We start from the raw sequence: 17,566 nt of genomic DNA, 5'->3' as shown, positions 1-17,566 counted from the left end.
CCAAGTCACTGAAGTAGTCCCTATAATCTCGTTTCTCCTGATGCCGGAATAGCTCAGACGGTAGAGCAGCGCATTCGTAATGCGAAGGTCGGGGGTTCGATTCCTCTTTCCGGCACCAAAACCAATACTGGTAAGGCTTTCAGGCCGCCATGCACTAGCGACGAATGCGTTGCTTTCATGGAGTCTGATATGTCCGCCAAACCTCTGAAAATCGTGGCTGCGTCGTCCAGGACCGCCTACGATATTGCCCCTGTCCGAGCCGTAACGGCGCCGGACAGGCGGCGCATTTCTTTCCCCGAACTTGCCGAAGCCTATCTCGCCGCGTACATCGGGCGCGATCCGTCGCGCGCGCAGATCATCCGCCGCTGGTCACAGTACTTCGATGGCTGGATCGCGGCGGAGATCGACGGTGACGCGGTGGCCGATTCGCTCGACCACTGGGCCGCGACGCCCGTGCGCCGCTACGTCGGCACGGACGAAGCCGGCGCAATGCTCTATCGCGAACTGGGCCTGCCCAAACCCGGCTCGATCAACAAGGCCAAAGCGGTCCTGTCGGCCGTGCTGAACTTCGCCAGGGCCCGCCGCATGATGCCAAAGGGCTGGACGAACCCCTGCCGCGAGGTGCCGGGGCTCACGATGAACAACGAGCGCGTCCGCTTCCTGGACGCCGCCGAACGCAAGCGACTGCTCGCCGTGTGCCGCCTGTCAACGTGGAACCGGCTTTACCTGCTGGTGCTGACGGCAATCACGACGGGCGCGCGCCGCTCAGAACTGCTGCGCCTGCGCTACCCCGATCTCGATCTCGACCGTGCCACCGCCTACGTGCGCGCCTCGAAAAACGACGAGCCGCGCGTGCTGCCGCTCACGCCGGCCGTGATTGCGGAAATCCGCCGCTTCGGCAAGCCGCCGCACCCTGGTGCCCTGCTGTTCGCCCGCGTCGGGGATCCGGACCGCCCCTTCACGATTGACAGTGCTTGGTACGCCGCACTGCGCGAGGCCAATATCCACAACTTCCGGTTCCACGACCTCAGGCACACGTGCGCGTCCTATCTGGCGCAGAACGGCGCGTCGCTGCTCGACGTGGCCGCGACGCTCGGCCACAAGCAGCTGGATGTCACGCGCCGTTACTCGCACTTGACCATCGACAGCAAGCGCGCGATCGTGGAACGCGTCATGGGAGACATCGCATGAGCAAAGCGCCCCGGGTGCAGCATCCCCTTCCCGAACTCCTGCTGACCGACCGCCTGACCGGTAACGTTGAACGGACAGGTCTCGACCTGATTGCCGCGCGAAAGCGCGAAGTCGTGCAGCGGCTCGACCTTGCCTTCCATGAGGGCACGCTCGCGGCGCTCGGGGTCAGGCCGACCGAAGCGTGGCTGAACGATATGCACGCGCGCCATGTCAAGGTGATCAACTGGCTGTTCGCGAGCGTGGACGAAGAGCTACGCGACGGGTTTTCGCTCAAGGTCACACGCAACCGTCAGGGCCACGGACATGGCGCTGATGTGATCCGTGCCGTGCAGGAAACTTTTGTCATCGAGTACGGGAGCCGTGCCTCGCGTGGCAGCACGGTCACGAAGGAAGATCTGTTTCGCGCCATCAAGAAACGACACGGCATCGGACGGACCAAGGCCCGGGAAATCACCGAGGCGATTCCGTGGCCTCCTCCATCGCCGCGCGATGAAGCGGAAAGGCGGAACGCAGACAAACGCGTAGCATAGCCACCCCGATCCACCGACTAAAACAAGGCCGCGAGTAAGTCGCGGCCTTTTTATTTGCGCACTATCACATCCACCGGCAGGTCTGGACGCCTGACCAGTATTGGACTGAACCCACACTCAAGAACGGAGAATGTGATGACTGAAGCAATCCGCGTGCCGCTGATTGACATGTACGGCGGCGAGCGCTCGTGGTGCGCGATCTACGGCGGATCGCTGTTTCCGTCCGAACAAACGGCGCGCACATATATTGCCGGTGAAAAGAAACGGAAACTGATGTCGATCGGCCTGCTGTTCGTCATCGGCAAGCGCATCGTCACCGACCAGCCCGAGGCACTGTTCAACGCCATCGTCGAGATGAAGAAGGACGATTCTCGCGCACTCGCCAGCACGGCGACCACCCAGCAGTTCGCACCTGTCGAGCCCCTTAAACCGGGCCAGGCACGCATCACGTCGCTGCGCGGCAAGAAAGGCGATCAACTCGAACCCGAACCGGCCTGAACGGAGGCCGCCATGATCGTCCATCCCTATAAGGATCAACGCACTGTTGTCGCGCAGGGGCAGCACGCGGGCCGCAAGGGCAAGGTCATCGGTACGCGTCACGACCTGATCAACTTCGCAGGCGACTACTTCGTGGAGATTGAGTTCGACCCGCCACGCGGGTCCACACAGGCGGGAGAACGCGACCTCGTACCGAGCAGCTATCTCGATCACGAAACAGCCACGTCATGACCGCCACCGTCCTACTTGATCGTCTCGACGGCGTCCGTTCCTGCGGCCCCGGTCGGTGGCGGGCGAGGTGTCCTGCATGCGACTCGCACAAGCCTGTACTCGCGATCACCGAGACAGCCGATGGTGTCGTTCTGCTGCACTGTTTTCGCAATGAATGCGCGGCGCCCGATATCGTGAGCGCAGTCGGCCAGGATATCGCAGACCTGTTCCCGCCGCGCGTCGAAGGCGTTCACGCCGCGGTGCCAGCGAAGCGCCGCTTCAGTGCTCGGCAGGTGCTCGGAGCCGTCAATCTCGAACTGCTCGAGGTGCTGGTGATCGTCGGCGCCATCCGGCTACGGGGCTCAGTCATGCCGGCCGAATACGAACGCCTCAAACTGGCTGTAGCGCGTGTGAGCGTCGCAGAAGGGGCGACCCATGACTGAGCGCGCAAACTATCCCGACGGGGCGATTCTCGACTCCGAACCGAAGACGCCTGCCAGAGCGAGGCGCTGCTTCGGCGCCGGCATGAACGGCACGCCTTACCCGACGGTCGGTTACAGCTATGACGACTTCTACGCGTATCTGCCGACGCACGGCTATCTCCATGTCCCGTCGCATGAACTGTGGCCAGCGGCGAGTGTTAACTCGAAGTTGCCGCCGCTCGAAATCGACGGCGAGAGGGTGAAACCGTCGCTGTGGCTCGACGTTCATCGACCCATCATGCAGATTGTATGGATTCCCGGCGAACCGTCCGTGATCGCTGACCGTGTGATGCAGGACGCGGGCTGGAAGCCGCATCCAGGCGCGCAGATCTTCAACCGCTATCTCGCGCCAGCGCCTGTACCTGGCGACGCGACGCTTGCGGGTCCGTGGCTCGATCACCTGATGCGTGTCTATCCCGCCGACTTCGATCACATCGCCAACTGGCTTGCGCACGCGGTACAGCATCCGGGCGCGAAGATCAATCACGCGCTGCTACTGGGTGGTTCACCCGGCATCGGCAAAGACACGATCCTTGAACCGGTGCGGGTGGGCGTCGGATCATACAACTTCGCCGACATCACGCCGCGCACTATGCAGGGCCGTTTTAACGGATGGGTACGCAACGTGATCGTGCGGGTTTCGGAAGTACGTGATCTCGGCGACGTCGACCGCTTCGCGTTCTATGAGCACTGCAAGCCCCTACTTGCGAGCCCGCCTGACGTTGTTCGCGTCGATGAAAAGAACCTCCGCGAGTACTACGTCGCGAACGTATGCAACATGATTTTCACGTCGAATCACCTGACCGATGGGCTGTATTTGCCCGCCGACGATCGTCGTCACTACGTCGCCTGGTCCATCGCTGCCGCGCAGGACTTCGGCGAAAACTACTGGCGCGGGCTGTGGGGATGGTATGACGCGGGCGGCCGGGGGCACGTCGTCGCCTGGCTGCGTACACGCGACCTGAGCGGCTTCGACCCGAAGGGGCCGCCGCTAAAAACCGCCGGCTTCTGGACGATGGTGCAGGCCAGTGAGTCACCCGAGCGTGGTGAGATGCGCGACCTGATCGACGCTCTCGGCAACCCACCCGCGCTAACGCCGACGCATCTGATCGAAGGGGCGATGCGTCAGAACCTGCGCGACCTCGAAGCCGAACTGATAGACCGGAAGAACCGCCGCGCGATGCCCTACAAGCTGGAACGGGCTGGCTACGTTGCCGTGCGCAACCCGGACGCCGTCGACGGCTACTTTGCAATCGCAGGCCGCCGTCAAAGCGTCTATGCACTCGGATCGTTGACCGTCTCCGAGCAGATCAGAGCCGCACAACGGCTGATCTCATCGGGCGGCGTTCTATAAGCCGGATAGGTCAAATCGGTGAAGTAGGTGATCGCCCATCCCCCCTACTCTACGCACGGCGACTCGCGCGCCCGCGCTGCCTAGACTTTTCAGGATGGGCCTGCAACGAATGTAAATGGATGGGGATGGGCGATCACCTACTTCACCGACTACACGGATCTGGCGCTGTAGGCGCGCCGTTAGAACCCGAGGCCTTGCGGAGAACATCACCATGAAACAACCCGATCTGATCGAACCGCTACAGCTCTACGTCATGCAACTCCTCGGCGCCGTCGAAGCGGATATGCTGTCCGAGGATCATGCACTGCGGCGCTCGATGGAGGCGCGCAGCGGCGGACAGCTGCTTTCGCTGGACCGTTCGCATGCCTGCAGTTGATGACGTCGGCACGTGACGGGAATGGAGCCGTTCGACGAACGCTGCGCGCAGACAGCGCTTGTCCTGCGCCGCTGGTGCGCGGAGAACAACGTTCGCATTTTCCCTGACGGCTCGGTGAGTGAGAAAGACGCTTGCTCCCTATGCGGCTTTGCGGACCGCTCCGCGCTCGCCAGACGGCTTCGCGAGGGCCTGTCCATGCCACGGCACAGGACGACCGGCGCGCGGCGCTTCTACAGAATCGAAGACGTTTCGCGCTGGCTTGAAGTCGGTTACGACGACTGCGGATTGTGATGTTTTTGACGGTGGCCCCGCGTACCCGACTGCGCCATGCTTCCTGGCATAACGAACGAACGGAGAACGGCATGGCAGTCGAAACCCAGCTTGATCTGGTGCGGTACGCGAAGACACTGGTCCGCGCCCGCGGCAGCATTCCCGACGCGCGGTCATTCGCCGAGGCGCAATACGGCCAGTTCTCGAACATCGCTAAGATGCTGCAGCAGCGCATGGCGGGCGTCGTCAGTGGCACGGATGCAATCACCGGTGACGGGCCGTTCGCCAATGCGTCGCGCTACTTCCTCGGTGCCCTGCAGCGGCGTTCGCTGATCGGCAGGATCGACGCCGTGAGCCGCTTCCGGCACGTGCCGCCGCATGTTCAGCTGCTCGAACAGACGAGCGTCGCATCGGTCTGGTGGACCGAGGAAGGCCAGCCGATCCGGGTCAACGACGCCCAGACGTTCGACACGGCGAGCCTGCGTCCATTGCGATTGTCGACCGTCACCATCAACACGCGCGAATTGTTGGCCGCGCTCGCGCCCGAAAGTGATGCGATCGCGCAGCGTGACCTGCTCGCCGCCACCGCGCTGGAAGAATCGAGAAGCTTTGCCGATCCGGAAAGTGCTGGGATTGACAACGTCCGGCCCGCCTCAGTCACGTACGGCATCGCGCCGGTCGTCTCGTCGGGCAGCGACGCAGCCGCGGTGGCCAGTGACGTGGCACAGCTGTTCGACGGCTTCGGCGGCTCCCTCGAGTCAGGAGTGTTTGCCGCGAACCCGGTGACGGCGGCGAGGCTTGCGCTGCTGGGCGGCAGCGTGGCTGCGTGGTCGACGGGTGCGCACGGCGGCGAATGGCTCGGCGTTGCGTTCGTGGTGAGCGAAGGCGTCCGTCCCGGCGATCTGCTGCTGCTCGACCCGTCATCGGTCTGGCTGACTGACAGCGGCGTTGAAGTTGACAGCAGCGAGCAGGCGGTCGTCGAGGTCGATGACGGCGCGGACGGAACGTCGCTGATCAATCTGTGGGAGCGGAATCTGGCGGGGCTGCGCCTGCGCCGCTACATCGCCTGGCGGGTCGGCAGGCCTGACGCCGTGCGCCTGCTGACGGGACTGTTCGTGTCGTCCGGAGGCGACAGCGAAACAGCGGCGACCCGCGCGCGTGCGCGCCGGGGGGCAGCAGCATGAGCACCGATCTGCACGCAGACCTGAACGCGGCCCCGGCTGCGACGGCGGAGCGCTGGTACGCCACGCCGCTGCCGCACGACATGATCGTGTCGTTCGCGAGGGAGTTTCTTCAGGGCGAGTCGACGCTGGCATGGGTGGCCCGCAATGCGACGGAACCCGAAGCATTGCGCGAGCTGGCGAAGCATACGCCGTTCTATGTGGAGCGCGCCATCCGGCGCGGCGCCACGGTGAAGCAGATTCTCGATTTCAGCAACGGACACCGTTCTATCGTCGTTTATGTGCTAGGCGCCGATGATGGCCACGGCGGCGAAACATGGATCGGTTTCAGTGGCGCCGCCAACTCGCAGAGGAGCACGCCATGATCAGCGCACCGATCTGCCTTCCTCACGATGCGATGCAGGCGCTCGACCACGAAGCGGCCGCGGCGCTGGTCGGTAATGAACTCGCGGACGGGCTGCTGATGTTTGCCCACGAGGCACTACGGCAGCAGCGCGAACGCATTCTGGTGGTCGTGGCGAATGGCCGGCTCGTCGGTCGCACTCCCGGCACGGCGTGGGCCGAGATTCGCGCCAGCCGCTAGCGGGCGCCGCACGCCCGTCGCGAATTGAACCGGGCTCCTGTGTCCGCGCGGCGATGGCGCAAGCTGACCCGCGCGGTCTTTTTCTGTTGCGCTATCCGCGCAGACGCGCTCACAATCGTTGCACGCGCAACGGGTGGGAGCGGCGATCATGGATACCGGTCACGACGTGATAGAACGCGCTGTCGAGGATATAACGAGCGGACGCCTGCGATGGATTCCACGACCGCCCGAACGCTCACTGAATCCGGCACCGGCACGGGTAACACTCGAGGAACGCCGTGAATACGATCGGTCGCGCAAGGCCGCACAGCGCGCCAAACAAACCGGACGACCGTCATGAGCGGCCAACTGGCGTGAAACGACCCGAAGCCGCCGGTCGAACCGCCACAGCCTCCGGGCATTGTTCTTGGGCAAGGGCTGGCGTTAATCGCCGAGGCGATCCTATGCAGCGTCTGAACGCGGCTGCGCTCCAGTACCGTTTCGAATAATGTCCATCGCCGCCTTCTGACTACGCGGCGAAATGTTTTGAAGGATCATCTCGGCTTTGTCGCTATACGTGTTAGGCAATGATGGCGTGTCGGATATTCTCCTCAATAGCGTCCTCATCATCGAGAGTTCCTTCATGGCGTCGGGTCCTCCGTACCTCAAGAGCTTATCGGCGTCTTTTAAAATCGTTTGCACTTCGTCGAGGCTGAGAGCCTTGGCATCGGGCGAATCGAGCGGTATCGAATAGCCAGGTGCTGAGAACGTTCGCATGGCCCTGACTTCTCTTTGCAGTTCGGCGAGCGATTCAAGTATGACTTGTTCGGCGGATGCTTCTTTTTCGGTGAGGTGCGCGACCTTGAATGTGCCGAAGTTTTTCAGGAACGTGGAGTGCTCCGGATCTCGCTGCGACGCCTGATATGTCGCAAGAACCTTCTTGGCCAAGAGTTGTTTGAAGTCCACGATGCGCGCAAACCGCAAGTCGCGCGGGTAAGTCAGATGCTCAATGACGCCTGTATCGAACATATAGTCCGTCTTGTCGTCCTTGATGATGACGGTCGGTTTGTCGAAGGCCAGGCGCATGCCTAACTCGAACATAACGTTAGGATTTTTCCCGCTGACATCACAGACAACGACATCCGACGCGTAGACGCCTTGGACAATGCGCTTCTGGATTACACCAACGTCATCGGCATCGCTTACCAGAGCGGTGCTAAATCGCGGCGAGTCGAGCGTATTCATCGCCTCAATGATGATCGTCTTAACTTCTGCCCAATGGTCGGCCGTAACTCCGTCCATCGCTGCAATCGGCATGACGATCCCGCACTGCAGTACTTCCGGATTGGTTTTTTCCGTCTGTTCTTCTTTGGTCTTGCTCACGGCTTCCCCAAGAATTCTTGTTATTGAGAGAGTGGAAGGATAGCAGCCATTTGACCCGTATGGAGCGCAGCCGGCAAGCGGCTGAAACTGGCCGATTGCTGCCTGATCAGCATCGGTTGTGGTCGGCATACTCGTGGCGTGCACTATGGGTGTCGGCCGGGCAAGCGGCGGTTCCGGCCCCTGTTATCGAAGTGCGCCGATGGAAGAAAAGGTAGTTACGAGGGTTTCCGGGATGAACTGGAAATCTTTGGAGATACCCCCGCGACAGCCCCCTGGGGTCATCGCGCCGGTCGTCCAGACCGATGGGCAACGGCGACACCGCCGGTACAATCCAAGGGCGGAGCCAACTCGGAAAGCACCACGAAACGAGAGTGTGCACGATCGGTCCGCGACGATCGGCAAGGGGGAATAAATTGGCAAACATGTACCAAGTGACCGCAGAAGACGGCTCCAGGCTGGATGCTCATTTCTCGGTGGAACAAAACGACATTATCCTGGCCAGCCGAGGTGGCGCAAAAGGTCAACGTAGTCAGGTAAATGCGGACTATACGAGAGCGCTGCTTCTGTTGATTGGCAGGCTCGCTCACGCCGCTATTCCAATCTCGGGCGCGTGGGTCGATAGCAAAACTGTTCAGTCATTGCCCCTCAGTGCGCGATCCATCCTGAGTCAGAACGAAGGCAGTCTTCCCCCGGAGCAAATCTGTAGTCTGTTGAGCAGCCGTATGAAAGACGTTCGCAGCGATCCTGATTCAACTGCGAAGGGAGGCAACTCGACGAAACGTATTCGTATCGCAACCGGTTTCGGCGGATCCAGTGAGGAGTTGGCTACGCAGCTCGGTGGCGTTGCAGCGGAAGGAGATTTCCGAAGCATGGAGCGTCTACCTGCGGACGTTCTCCGTCGCGCCACGCCTGAGTTCATCTGGCGCGCGGTTCAGCAATATGTCCAAGGCAACGTACCGGACGATCCATTTGGCCCGTCAACCGATTACGATCTGATCGCAGATGATGGTCAACGCCTTCGGCCTAAAGCTGTTTTTGGGCTTGCACTGTCGATGGCTCTCGGTGGTGAACCCATCGGACCCAAACACTTTACAGCCGGGGGATTGTGTTTCACCCTGCTCCAAGAAGCGGGTTATCAGATCGTGCCGAAGGGTCAGGCATACGAATCACCCGACACTGAAAGTTACATCGACCGGGAATGGCATGAAGGGGGGGCGAAGCTGAAATCCCACCTGAAGCGCGAACGAGCGCCTGGTCTCGCCAAAGCGAAGAAGGCGCAATATCGTCGAACGCACGGTAGGCTAAGTTGCGAACGGTGCGGCCTCGATCCCGTGGCGCACTACAAAGCCGAAGAGGCCGAGGCATGTATCGAGGTGCACCACTTCGTCACTCACGTGAGTGACATGGCCGAAGGCCACAAAACCACCCTCGACGACCTGCAATGCCTGTGCGCCAACTGTCACCGATTGGTTCATCGGATTCTGAGCGTACAGAAGAAGAAGGAATGACTAGCATCAAGGCAGACAGCGCTCGGGGGCGTTAAATCCCGCCGTGGTGACGAAGGCGACGTTTGTGCCCCGAAGGCCCAAGCGCGCGAAACCGTCTGGAGGCAACTGATCGTTCACTCGCGAATCGTTCGTGGTGTGCTCCTGATATAATCGCCATTCGCTAGTGCTTTGAAAAGTATTCGTAATGCGAAGGTCGGGGGTTCGATTCCTCTTTCCGGCACCATCAAGTTTCAAGCAAAAAGCCCAGTCCTCGTGACTGGGCTTTTTGTTTTTCCGTCGCGCGAGACGTTGCCGACCTCCCACTCCCTTGACGAGCCGAGACAGCCAATAGCCGGCAATGCCATTCGGCGCTGATCGACCACGACACGAAGCTCCTGCTGAGCCTGTCCTAGAGACCCCGTGCGTGGACGAGCACGTTCTCTAGCGCGGTGCGCGCGGGCCAGCCTAGTCGGGAACGTGGAGCGGGTCGTACGACCGTGGCATCGCGAGGTTCCGCGCAACGACAGTATCGGCCTGTGGGGTCGGCTGCTCGGGCGCGCCGTATGCGGCTATCGCTTGCGCGGGTGCCGACGCGAACCACAAGATCCTGCCGGCGCACTCGATGCCGACTTGACGTCCGCTCCAGTAGACAGCGTTTTCCATCGGCGACCTCTCCCCCAACATGAAGAACGTCATGATCCGCTCCGCAGGTCGCGTGTCCGTCTGTCAACGCACGTCGAAACATCGGTAGTCGCTTCAATCATAGGAGGCGCGATCGCGTATGTTCGACATGTCGCAAAACGCGTTCCTTTTGTCACAGCAATATGGGGAATGGGTATGCCAACCAACTGCCAGCATTTAATTAACGACAAAAATCTTTAAACAGCGGTCGGTCCGGTCAACGCGGCGCGGGATGTGCCGTTTACCAAGTATTAGGCACGCAGTTATGCAATCGGCAAATTACGAACGTTCAATTCAGAAAACGCGAAAATACTGCCGATGCGGCAACGCACAAATTTGTCACGTTTTTTTTCACACGAGAACGTCAGATGCAGTGCAGGGAAATATCGATCGGACGTGCTCAAACCCAGGTGGGGCAAGGCGCGAGAGCGAATGGCGGAGGGAGCCGGATCGAGATGATTTCGCGCTGGAAAATAAGCGGATCAGGCAGATCGCGAAACTCAAGGGATAGTTAGACGATAAATTTTATTCAATCCCTCTGCTGATGTGTCGGCTTGTGCCGTTAAAGCAACAGAGTATGTATGACTCGCATCGGGCACTGGTGCCATGCGGGGAACGAGGCCGATAATCGGTTCGCAAAGGAGAAAGATCATGGATGCCAAACCACCGAAGATTCCGACCCCGGACAAGGTTTTTTACCCGGATCCGGAACCTGTGGCCGTCGAGTTTTTAGGAGCCGAGCTGCCCGAGCATGTTCGCGCTTTCTTCGACGAACAACGCAAGTCGTGCGATCCGAAGTAACGGACCACTGGCGCGGCGCAGCATTCGCGCTCGTTGATGTCATGCGCGGCGAGTACTCGCGCCCTCATTACGCGTCCGACACCTCCGTCAGGACGCTGGATCAGTTCGCCTGATCCCAGCAGCTACACTGGGCCACACGGCTCGAGCGTACGAATACGCGCGTCCTTCACGCGCCAATTTCCTCTCCGACAACTTGTGTAAAGTGGCCCGGCGCGCGAGGTTTGCCGCGCATCATTTATTCTTCTGGTTTTTCCGTCAACGGCCGCCCGGCCACGTCCACTTCATGAATCGTTTGCATCGCTTCGGCGCGTCATGCGCGCTCGCCATCGCCGCCACCGTCGCTTTCTCGTCTGCCCCCGCCCTTGCCGATGGTGGCGACACCGCGCTCACGAACCTGATCGCACTGGTTTCGCAGCGCCTTGCGCTCGCCGAGCCGGTCGCGCGCTGGAAATGGGCGAACCACCAGCCGATCACCGATACGCCGCGTGAAAACGCGCTGCTCGCCGATGTGGAAAAGCGCGCTGCGGCGGCAAACGTCGACCCGGCGTTCGCGCGCGCGTTCTTCCAGGACCAGATCGATGCGAGCAAAGACGTGCAGAACGCGCTGTTCGCGAAATGGCGCAGCACGCAGCCACCGCAAGGTCCCGCACCCGATCTCGCAACCAGCACTCGACCACAGCTCGACAAGCTGACGCAATCGTTGATGGCGAGTCTGGCGCGCGTGCAGCCGCTGCGCGCAGCGGACGATTGCCCGTCGCGCGTCGCGCAATCGCTGGCTAACTGGAAAACGCTGACGCGCTATGACTCCGCGCATTCGAGCGCGATGACGCGCGCGCTAGGTCACGTGTGCGAGACCGGTGGAGTTGGCGCGACCGGCTGATTCCGCCAACGCTACGGCGAGCGCACGCTGCATAGGCGTCACACGACGATGCTCGACTCCGGCGTGTCACGCGATACGCTCAACGGCATCACGCGCAGACCACGAGCCAGATGGCTTTGCAGGATACGGTACGTCGAGAGTTCGAACGACCCCGCCAGTGTCGACGCATGCAGTTGCGCCGCCTGCACGAGCGACGGCGCGTGCCCGAGGTATCGCCAGCGATCGACCACGTGGAAGATGCGCTGCGCGTCCTCACGCTCCTCGAAAACGATCGGCCCCTCGAACGGCCACGGCGCGTTCGCGGGATCGCTCTTCGTCACGCGCGGCAGACGGTTGTGGCCCGGCCGCAGCGACGCGATCCACTGCGCCTCCGCGAGCATCGCGCCGAGTTCGCCGCCAGTCGCGCGCCATTCGACGCGCCGCACCAGCTGCGCAAGCCGCATATCCTTCGACGAACGCCGCTCGCCGGTCAGATGTGAGCGCAGCCGCTGACGCACGCGCACGCTGCGGCCGACATACAGCGGTGCATCTCCTTCGCCATAGAACGCATACACGCCACAGCCTGCCGGCGCGGTGTCGAGCAGGTCTTCGGTGATGTCGCCGGCGAGCCGGTAGCGACGCGTCGTGCGCTCGATCTGCGCGCGCAGCGCTTCGAGCGGTACGAGCGTCGGCAGACGCTGCCAGAACTGCCAGATCAGATCGGCATCGGCGAGCGCGCGGTGACGGTCGGACGGCACCAGCGCATGACGTTCGACGAGCGCATCGAGACCATGGCGCTTTTCGCCGGGAAACAGCGCGCGCGACAGCCGCACCGTGCAAAGCACGTCCGGATCGAACGCAATTCCCGCGCGACGAAATTCGCTGCGTAAAAATCCGCGATCGAAACTCGCGTTGTGCGCGACGAACAGCTTGCCGTTCAGGCGCTCGAACAGCGTGGGCGCGATCGACTCGAACGTCGGTGCGCCGCGCACCATATCGTTCGTGATGCCGGTCAGTTGCTGGATGAACGACGGAATGGGCTGCCGCGGATCGATGAGGCTGCTCCACCGCGATACGCCGGCCGGCCCGACCTCGACGACGCCAACCTCAGTAATGCGGTGCTCGCTCGTCGAGCCGCCGGTCGTTTCGAGGTCGACAAAAACGATGGGTGCATCGAGCGCCGGTTCCGGCGAAAGCAGTTCAGACATGGGGCAAGAGATTCGGATGCGTGAATTTGCGGCAAGTATGCACCAGTTGGACGGTGCGCATCCACACTGAGCGCCGTCCGCAGGCAGAAACTGGTCGGCGGCCCCTCAATTTTGCGCAGATATCCCACAGAAGATTAAATCATTAATCCGGACGTAGCCAATTTCGCTTCAGTGAACTATCTTCCGACAATAATGCGGATTGTTGAACATGCAGTCACCGAAGCTCGGCTCGGATTCAATAACAATAAAAAACCCTCGCGCGACGGCGAGGGTCTTTCGCTCCCGACTGCGTGGGCGGCGCGCCCGGCGCAGTGCACTTACAGCGGCTGAATGTTGGCCGCCTGCTTGCCCTTCGGGCTGGTCTTGACTTCAAAAGACACCCGCTGGTTTTCCTTCAACGACTTGAAGCCCTCGCTGCGGATCTCCGAAAAGTGGGCGAAAAGATCCTCGCCACCCGCGTCCGACGTAATGAAGCCAAAACCCTTAGCATCGTTGAACCATTTGACGACACCAGTTTCCATTTCCTGTTTTCCCTCGGTGATTTATCCAAAGCGGGCATTGCCCTTGAATCGATCCAACCCCGATTCAGTTGCCCATATCTGATTAAGACAAAAACCAGAAACAGCCAATCAAATTCGGCTTTGCCGTTATACGGGGAACAGAGAATCGCCGTCAAGTAAACTTTTCATATGCGTTTAGCGTATAAAAAGATAATGCTTCAAATCGCATGGATATAGGCCAACTCGTCAAACTTACCTGGACTGATTTAGCCCAGACTGGAAACGGAAAAATTTGCGAAAATATGCAATGCGAATGTAACAAAATCCATCTTTGCGTAAGTGTTTGTCCGACTTGTTGCTGCGCAGTCCGACTCGCATGATTCAGATGAGTTGTAGCGATGTGCTTCAGGAGGTTGTCATGTTCCAGGAAATTCGCCGTCTGTTCGCCTGGCTAACTCATTCGCATGCAAAGGTCATACCAGATCAACCTGCAACCCCGGAATCATCCACGGTTTTCGACTTCGATCCGATGTGGCATGGAGACCACTGGCAGAACCTGCTCTCCTCGCCGATGGATGCGCGCCGTTATGTGATGGAAGACTGGAGCGTGCCCGCGCAGGGCGATTGGGACGACACGGAAGGCACCGCCCCCGCTCACTAGAGCAGTTCGCGAAGGTCGTCCGCCATAAAAAAAGCGCGACGGGAAGGTCGCGCTGACAAAGGTTTGGAGATCTTTTTCGTCAACGAAAAAGTCTGCTTCGAAAAGCAGAAATTAAAGTATAGCGGTCGTATGCGATTTCGATTATTCACACAATTGACAATCATGTATTGCCGCAATAACAACAATCGTTTTTCCGCATTTCTTCCCGTTGTTTTTCCACATCGTTCGGTGTCGCGAATCAGCAACGCGGTTTAGGAAAAATCAGACGCTGAATTCCGCCGAGTCGTCGCAAAGCCTTTATCCATAAGGCCCGAATGGCGAATCACGATCGTTTCTTGATGCGTAATACTTTATTGCGCAAATCGGAACATCAACTCCTGGAAGTGTCTCTCTACACTCTGCGTAATCGGAAACCGGCGCGGATCTGGTCAGCGCGCTTCTCACGCGGATTCCGCTTCTCGCAGCGCTCGCGTGAAGGTCTCCTAAGCCAGGGTTTTATACCTCTCTCGCTCTTGGAGTTATATCAATGAAGAAGACACTCATGGTCGCTGCCCTGTCCGGCGTTTTCGTCACGGCAGCGCACGCGCAAAGTAGCGTCACCCTGTATGGCCTGATCGACGCCGGGATTACTTATACGAATAACCAGCGCGTCAGTGCTACCCAGCACGGCGCCAACGTTGCGATGACGAGCGGTTCGGTGAACGGTAGCCGCTGGGGCCTGCGTGGCGCTGAAGATCTCGGCGGTGGTCTGAAGGCCATCTTCACATTGGAAAACGGCTTCGGCATCAACGACGGCACGCTCAAGCAGAACGGCCGTATGTTCGGCCGGCAGGCATTCGTCGGTCTGTCGAGCGACCAGTTCGGCGCTGTCACGCTAGGCCGTCAATATGACAGCATGGTCGACTACGTCGGCCCGCTGGCGCTGACCGGCACGCAATACGGCGGCACCCAGTTCGCCCACCCGTTCGACAACGACAACCTGAACAACTCGTTCCGTATCAACAACTCGGCCAAGTACACGAGCGCGAACTACGGCGGCTTCAAGTTCGGCGCGTTGTACGGCTTTTCGAATCAGGCTAGCGGCTTCGCGAACAACCGCGCATACAGCGCGGGCGCATCGTACAACTGGGGCGGCCTGAACGTCGCAGCCGCTTACTTGCAACTGAACGCCAACGGCGCAACCGGCGCGGCCGCAGCGTTCAATTCGGGTGGCGCAGTATCGGGGGACAACACGTTCTTCGCGCAACGTCAGCAAACATGGGGCGCAGGCGCCAACTACGCGTTCGGCCCGGCAACCGTTGGCATCGTGTACTCGCAGACGAACCTGCATGGCCTCGTCGGCATCAGCCAGGGCTCATCGGGTGTCTCGGGCGGTATCGGCTTCCCGTCCAACAGCGCCCAGTTCCAGAATTTCGAGGGTAACGCTCGTTACGCTCTGACACCGGCGATCAGCGTTGCCGCTGCGTACACGTACACCCGCGCTAACCTGTCCAGCACGCATGTGCACTGGAACCAGGTCGACCTGCAGACCGCATACGCGTTGTCCAAGCGTACCGACGTGTACCTGCAAGGCGTGTATCAGGCAGCAAACGAAGGCTCGATCGTCCCCGCCTTCATCAATGGCGTGGGTAACGCTTCGGGCAACAACAAGCAAGTCGCTGTAACGGCTGGTCTGCGTCACCGCTTCTAAGCACCGCGCAAGGACTGGCAGTAGAGAAGGCGCCGATCGCGGCGCCTTTTTTTATGTTCGCGCCGAAGGGGTCTTTCGCCAGACTTTGCCTGCGCCTCCGCCAGCACCCTAGCGGCCGGCATCAGGTGGCGGGTACTTGACGTCGAGAATGTCGATCGGCTGCGGCCCGGCCGGCGTGAATAGCGTGACCGTATCGCCGACCTTGGCCTTCAGCAGCGCACGCGCAATGGGCGAAATCCAGCTCACGTGCCCAATGTCCAGGTCGACCTCATCGACACCGACGATTGTCACCTTATGCTCTTCGCCGTCCTCGGTCGCATAGTCGACCGTCGCGCCGAAGAACACCTGGTCGAGGTTTTCCTGCTGGCTGCTATCGACGACCTCGGCCAGATCGAGCCGCTTGGTCAGGAAACGGATGCGACGGTCAATTTCGCGCAAACGTCGTTTGCCGTAGATGTAGTCGCCATTCTCCGAGCGGTCGCCGTTCGACGCCGCCCACGACACGAGCTTGACGACCTCGGGCCGCTCGACATCGATCAGATGCAGCAACTCATCGCGCATACGCCGATGACCGGCGGGAGTCATGTAATTTTTGGTGCCTGCGGGCACGTCGGGCTGGGTGACGTCGAGATCATCGTCGTTGTCCTCGCTCGACTCTTTGACAAAGGCCTTGTTCATAATCATCCATTAACAGCAGCTAGCAACAACCTGATCAAAGGTTACACGATCGCGCCCGCGACACAAATCGCCGTGATGGGCTTCCATTTTTCAATTCCGTTGGCTATAATCTCGTTTCTGTGTGCGGCTGTAGCTCAGTTGGATAGAGTACTTGGCTACGAACCAAGGGGTCGTGGGTTCGAATCCTGCCAGCCGCGCCACTTTTTTTTCGAGAGCTTCCTTGCCGGGAGCTCTCAGGTTTGACCGGTTTTTGCAGCAAGCATCACCGTTTTGCGTGCGGCTGTAGCTCAGTTGGATAGAGTACTTGGCTACGAACCAAGGGGTCGTGGGTTCGAATCCTGCCAGCCGCGCCACCTATGAAGGGCCTTCCAGTCGGAAGGCCCTTTGTTTTTCTGGCGCACCCTACCCGGTGCGCCAGCTCAACGCGGCGGCGACTGGATATCCCCAATCTGCCCGTCCGGGTGCGGCAAGTCCTCGACGACCCCGCCTACCGTCTGCTCGCTGATCGTCTCGGCCCGCATGCCGGTCAGTGCCTGGCGCTCGCGCAGCACGTCGTCGACGGTATCGCCGAAATGGCTCGCGACGAACGCCCGCAGCAAAGCAATGCGCAGCGAGTCGCCGCTCCCCTCCGAGGCCCGCTGTCCGCCCTTGAACTCCGCGACGCACAACGCGCCTTTTTCGTTCTGCTCGCGCACATCGAGCCGCATCGCGCGCTCGAGCACAACAGCGGCCGTTTCCCATGACGCGCAAGGCGTGAAGCGCCCGTCCCACGGACGACCACGATCGTTGCCGCGGATCGCAACAGTCTCGCCACTATCGGTAAAGTAGATTTCGCGCACGAAGTCGTGCAGGCTGCGCGCCACCCAGTAATCGAGCGCCACGCCAGCGAGGTCGGATACGTTCATCTGCGTTCTCCCCGGGGTTCAGGTGAGACTTGCCTTCAGTTGTATCCTGAGCCGCACGA

The 17,566-nt window shown here is 60.5% G+C and carries 22 protein-coding genes and 3 tRNA genes; 19 read left to right on the top strand and 6 right to left on the bottom strand.

Translation table 11 applies throughout. The features are described 5' to 3' along the window. Positions 1-42: 42 nt before the first annotated feature. The 12 genes from AB3X96_RS16010 (at position 43) to AB3X96_RS15955 (ending at position 6,675) form a co-directional block, all read left to right on the top strand. A tRNA-Thr gene (locus AB3X96_RS16010) sits at positions 43-118 on the top strand. 71 nt (positions 119-189) lie between these two features. Further along, entirely contained in the window at positions 190-1,191 is a 1,002-nt protein-coding gene (locus tag AB3X96_RS16005) for a tyrosine-type recombinase/integrase (protein WP_368590464.1), read from the top strand. Beyond that, positions 1,188-1,721 carry a hypothetical protein gene (locus tag AB3X96_RS16000; RefSeq protein WP_368590463.1) on the top strand — a complete coding sequence of 178 codons (534 nt, stop codon included), beginning with the start codon at positions 1,188-1,190 and terminating at the stop codon, positions 1,719-1,721. The genes AB3X96_RS16005 and AB3X96_RS16000 overlap by 4 nt, the downstream gene beginning before the upstream one ends. Before the next feature lie 135 nt (positions 1,722-1,856). Further along, a complete protein-coding gene (locus AB3X96_RS15995; RefSeq protein WP_368590462.1) occupies positions 1,857-2,219 on the top strand; it encodes a hypothetical protein in 363 nt (120 codons plus the stop codon). Positions 2,220-2,231: 12 nt separating this feature from the next. Further along, positions 2,232-2,450: a hypothetical protein gene (locus AB3X96_RS15990; RefSeq protein WP_368590461.1), complete on the top strand. Its 219-nt coding sequence runs from the start codon at positions 2,232-2,234 to the stop codon at positions 2,448-2,450. Then, complete coding sequence (locus AB3X96_RS15985; protein WP_368590460.1) at positions 2,447-2,872, top strand: DNA primase; 426 nt, start codon at positions 2,447-2,449, stop codon at positions 2,870-2,872. Before AB3X96_RS15990 ends, AB3X96_RS15985 begins: the two co-directional genes overlap by 4 nt. After that, a complete protein-coding gene (locus AB3X96_RS15980; protein ID WP_368590459.1) occupies positions 2,865-4,265 on the top strand; it encodes a primase-helicase family protein in 1,401 nt (466 codons plus the stop codon). The genes AB3X96_RS15985 and AB3X96_RS15980 overlap by 8 nt, the downstream gene beginning before the upstream one ends. Positions 4,266-4,476: 211 nt before the next feature. Further along, positions 4,477-4,641 (top strand): hypothetical protein, encoded by a 165-nt coding sequence (locus AB3X96_RS15975; protein ID WP_368590458.1) that lies wholly within the window; start codon positions 4,477-4,479, stop codon positions 4,639-4,641. Positions 4,642-4,662: 21 nt separating this feature from the next. Further along, positions 4,663-4,932: a hypothetical protein gene (locus AB3X96_RS15970; protein ID WP_368590457.1), complete on the top strand. Its 270-nt coding sequence runs from the start codon at positions 4,663-4,665 to the stop codon at positions 4,930-4,932. Positions 4,933-5,003: 71 nt separating this feature from the next. After that, positions 5,004-6,095 carry a phage major capsid protein gene (locus tag AB3X96_RS15965; protein ID WP_368590456.1) on the top strand — a complete coding sequence of 364 codons (1,092 nt, stop codon included), beginning with the start codon at positions 5,004-5,006 and terminating at the stop codon, positions 6,093-6,095. Continuing rightward, positions 6,092-6,457: a hypothetical protein gene (locus AB3X96_RS15960; RefSeq protein ID WP_368590455.1), complete on the top strand. Its 366-nt coding sequence runs from the start codon at positions 6,092-6,094 to the stop codon at positions 6,455-6,457. Before AB3X96_RS15965 ends, AB3X96_RS15960 begins: the two co-directional genes overlap by 4 nt. Next, a complete protein-coding gene (locus tag AB3X96_RS15955) occupies positions 6,454-6,675 on the top strand; it encodes a hypothetical protein (protein ID WP_368590454.1) in 222 nt (73 codons plus the stop codon). Before AB3X96_RS15960 ends, AB3X96_RS15955 begins: the two co-directional genes overlap by 4 nt. Positions 6,676-7,116: 441 nt before the next feature. Here AB3X96_RS15955 and AB3X96_RS15950 read toward each other — a convergent pair whose 3' ends face one another. Next, entirely contained in the window at positions 7,117-8,166 is a 1,050-nt protein-coding gene (locus AB3X96_RS15950; RefSeq protein WP_368590453.1) for a hypothetical protein, read from the bottom strand. Positions 8,167-8,459: 293 nt separating this feature from the next. Here AB3X96_RS15950 and AB3X96_RS15945 point away from each other — a divergent pair, with 293 nt between their 5' ends. After that, positions 8,460-9,545 carry a hypothetical protein gene (locus AB3X96_RS15945; RefSeq protein ID WP_368590452.1) on the top strand — a complete coding sequence of 362 codons (1,086 nt, stop codon included), beginning with the start codon at positions 8,460-8,462 and terminating at the stop codon, positions 9,543-9,545. A gap of 444 nt (positions 9,546-9,989) precedes the next feature. Here the strand turns inward: AB3X96_RS15945 and AB3X96_RS15940 are convergent, their stop codons facing one another. Then, on the bottom strand, positions 9,990-10,187 hold the full coding sequence (locus AB3X96_RS15940) for a hypothetical protein (RefSeq protein WP_368590624.1): 198 nt from the start codon (positions 10,185-10,187) through the stop codon (positions 9,990-9,992). Positions 10,188-10,856: 669 nt separating this feature from the next. On the opposite strand from AB3X96_RS15940, the gene AB3X96_RS15935 reads away from it, so the two are divergent. After that, positions 10,857-11,006, top strand: coding sequence for a hypothetical protein (locus AB3X96_RS15935; protein ID WP_008921206.1), 150 nt, complete (start codon positions 10,857-10,859; stop codon positions 11,004-11,006). 283 nt (positions 11,007-11,289) lie between these two features. Then, entirely contained in the window at positions 11,290-11,886 is a 597-nt protein-coding gene (locus tag AB3X96_RS15930) for a chorismate mutase (RefSeq protein WP_368590451.1), read from the top strand. Positions 11,887-11,924: 38 nt separating this feature from the next. Here the strand turns inward: AB3X96_RS15930 and AB3X96_RS15925 are convergent, their stop codons facing one another. Both AB3X96_RS15925 and AB3X96_RS15920 read right to left on the bottom strand, forming a co-directional pair. Next, on the bottom strand, positions 11,925-13,073 hold the full coding sequence (locus tag AB3X96_RS15925; protein WP_368590450.1) for an exonuclease domain-containing protein: 1,149 nt from the start codon (positions 13,071-13,073) through the stop codon (positions 11,925-11,927). Positions 13,074-13,390: 317 nt separating this feature from the next. Then, positions 13,391-13,594, bottom strand: a complete 204-nt coding sequence (locus AB3X96_RS15920; RefSeq protein ID WP_013090197.1) for a cold-shock protein — start codon at positions 13,592-13,594, stop codon at positions 13,391-13,393. Positions 13,595-13,991: 397 nt separating this feature from the next. Here AB3X96_RS15920 and AB3X96_RS15915 point away from each other — a divergent pair, with 397 nt between their 5' ends. Together AB3X96_RS15915 and AB3X96_RS15910 are read left to right on the top strand one after the other, a co-directional pair. Beyond that, on the top strand, positions 13,992-14,234 hold the full coding sequence (locus AB3X96_RS15915; RefSeq protein ID WP_368590449.1) for a hypothetical protein: 243 nt from the start codon (positions 13,992-13,994) through the stop codon (positions 14,232-14,234). Positions 14,235-14,760: 526 nt separating this feature from the next. Then, positions 14,761-15,924 (top strand): porin, encoded by a 1,164-nt coding sequence (locus tag AB3X96_RS15910; protein WP_368590448.1) that lies wholly within the window; start codon positions 14,761-14,763, stop codon positions 15,922-15,924. A gap of 108 nt (positions 15,925-16,032) precedes the next feature. Here the strand turns inward: AB3X96_RS15910 and greB are convergent, their stop codons facing one another. Then, positions 16,033-16,602 (bottom strand): transcription elongation factor GreB, encoded by a 570-nt coding sequence (gene greB / locus AB3X96_RS15905; RefSeq protein WP_368590447.1) that lies wholly within the window; start codon positions 16,600-16,602, stop codon positions 16,033-16,035. A 123-nt stretch (positions 16,603-16,725) separates the two neighbouring features. On the opposite strand from greB, the gene AB3X96_RS15900 reads away from it, so the two are divergent. Both AB3X96_RS15900 and AB3X96_RS15895 read left to right on the top strand, forming a co-directional pair. Further along, positions 16,726-16,802 (top strand) — tRNA-Arg (locus tag AB3X96_RS15900). A 76-nt stretch (positions 16,803-16,878) separates the two neighbouring features. Further along, positions 16,879-16,955, top strand: a tRNA-Arg gene (locus AB3X96_RS15895). A gap of 66 nt (positions 16,956-17,021) precedes the next feature. On the opposite strand, the gene AB3X96_RS15890 is transcribed toward AB3X96_RS15895, so the two are convergent. Beyond that, the gene (locus AB3X96_RS15890) at positions 17,022-17,507 is read right to left on the bottom strand and encodes a phage protein NinX family protein (protein WP_368590446.1); all 486 of its coding nucleotides are present in this window, start codon (positions 17,505-17,507) and stop codon (positions 17,022-17,024) included. Between the last annotated feature and the right edge of the window lie 59 nt (positions 17,508-17,566).

Source organism: Paraburkholderia sp. BR13439, assembly GCF_040948805.1.
Taxonomy (GTDB): Bacteria; Pseudomonadota; Gammaproteobacteria; order Burkholderiales; family Burkholderiaceae; genus Paraburkholderia; species Paraburkholderia youngii.
The sequence above is the reverse complement of the archived record's forward strand: the minus strand, read 5'-3'. Positions and strand labels throughout refer to the sequence as shown.

Excerpts from the sequence above, each read along its gene's own strand:
- AB3X96_RS16005 (WP_368590464.1), top strand. The coding sequence starts at position 190 with ATGTCCGCCAAACCTCTGAAAATCGTGGCTGCGTCGTCCAGGACCGCC.
- AB3X96_RS16000 (WP_368590463.1), top strand. The coding sequence starts at position 1,188 with ATGAGCAAAGCGCCCCGGGTGCAGCATCCCCTTCCCGAACTCCTGCTG.
- AB3X96_RS15995 (WP_368590462.1), top strand. The coding sequence starts at position 1,857 with ATGACTGAAGCAATCCGCGTGCCGCTGATTGACATGTACGGCGGCGAG.
- AB3X96_RS15990 (WP_368590461.1), top strand. The coding sequence starts at position 2,232 with ATGATCGTCCATCCCTATAAGGATCAACGCACTGTTGTCGCGCAGGGG.
- AB3X96_RS15985 (WP_368590460.1), top strand. The coding sequence starts at position 2,447 with ATGACCGCCACCGTCCTACTTGATCGTCTCGACGGCGTCCGTTCCTGC.
- AB3X96_RS15980 (WP_368590459.1), top strand. The coding sequence starts at position 2,865 with ATGACTGAGCGCGCAAACTATCCCGACGGGGCGATTCTCGACTCCGAA.
- AB3X96_RS15975 (WP_368590458.1), top strand. The coding sequence starts at position 4,477 with ATGAAACAACCCGATCTGATCGAACCGCTACAGCTCTACGTCATGCAA.
- AB3X96_RS15970 (WP_368590457.1), top strand. The coding sequence starts at position 4,663 with ATGGAGCCGTTCGACGAACGCTGCGCGCAGACAGCGCTTGTCCTGCGC.
- AB3X96_RS15965 (WP_368590456.1), top strand. The coding sequence starts at position 5,004 with ATGGCAGTCGAAACCCAGCTTGATCTGGTGCGGTACGCGAAGACACTG.
- AB3X96_RS15960 (WP_368590455.1), top strand. The coding sequence starts at position 6,092 with ATGAGCACCGATCTGCACGCAGACCTGAACGCGGCCCCGGCTGCGACG.
- AB3X96_RS15955 (WP_368590454.1), top strand. The coding sequence starts at position 6,454 with ATGATCAGCGCACCGATCTGCCTTCCTCACGATGCGATGCAGGCGCTC.
- AB3X96_RS15950 (WP_368590453.1), bottom strand. The coding sequence starts at position 8,166 with ATGCCGACCACAACCGATGCTGATCAGGCAGCAATCGGCCAGTTTCAG.
- AB3X96_RS15945 (WP_368590452.1), top strand. The coding sequence starts at position 8,460 with ATGTACCAAGTGACCGCAGAAGACGGCTCCAGGCTGGATGCTCATTTC.
- AB3X96_RS15940 (WP_368590624.1), bottom strand. The coding sequence starts at position 10,187 with ATGGAAAACGCTGTCTACTGGAGCGGACGTCAAGTCGGCATCGAGTGC.
- AB3X96_RS15935 (WP_008921206.1), top strand. The coding sequence starts at position 10,857 with ATGGATGCCAAACCACCGAAGATTCCGACCCCGGACAAGGTTTTTTAC.
- AB3X96_RS15930 (WP_368590451.1), top strand. The coding sequence starts at position 11,290 with ATGAATCGTTTGCATCGCTTCGGCGCGTCATGCGCGCTCGCCATCGCC.
- AB3X96_RS15925 (WP_368590450.1), bottom strand. The coding sequence starts at position 13,073 with ATGTCTGAACTGCTTTCGCCGGAACCGGCGCTCGATGCACCCATCGTT.
- AB3X96_RS15920 (WP_013090197.1), bottom strand. The coding sequence starts at position 13,594 with ATGGAAACTGGTGTCGTCAAATGGTTCAACGATGCTAAGGGTTTTGGC.
- AB3X96_RS15915 (WP_368590449.1), top strand. The coding sequence starts at position 13,992 with ATGTTCCAGGAAATTCGCCGTCTGTTCGCCTGGCTAACTCATTCGCAT.
- AB3X96_RS15910 (WP_368590448.1), top strand. The coding sequence starts at position 14,761 with ATGAAGAAGACACTCATGGTCGCTGCCCTGTCCGGCGTTTTCGTCACG.
- greB (WP_368590447.1), bottom strand. The coding sequence starts at position 16,602 with ATGAACAAGGCCTTTGTCAAAGAGTCGAGCGAGGACAACGACGATGAT.
- AB3X96_RS15890 (WP_368590446.1), bottom strand. The coding sequence starts at position 17,507 with ATGAACGTATCCGACCTCGCTGGCGTGGCGCTCGATTACTGGGTGGCG.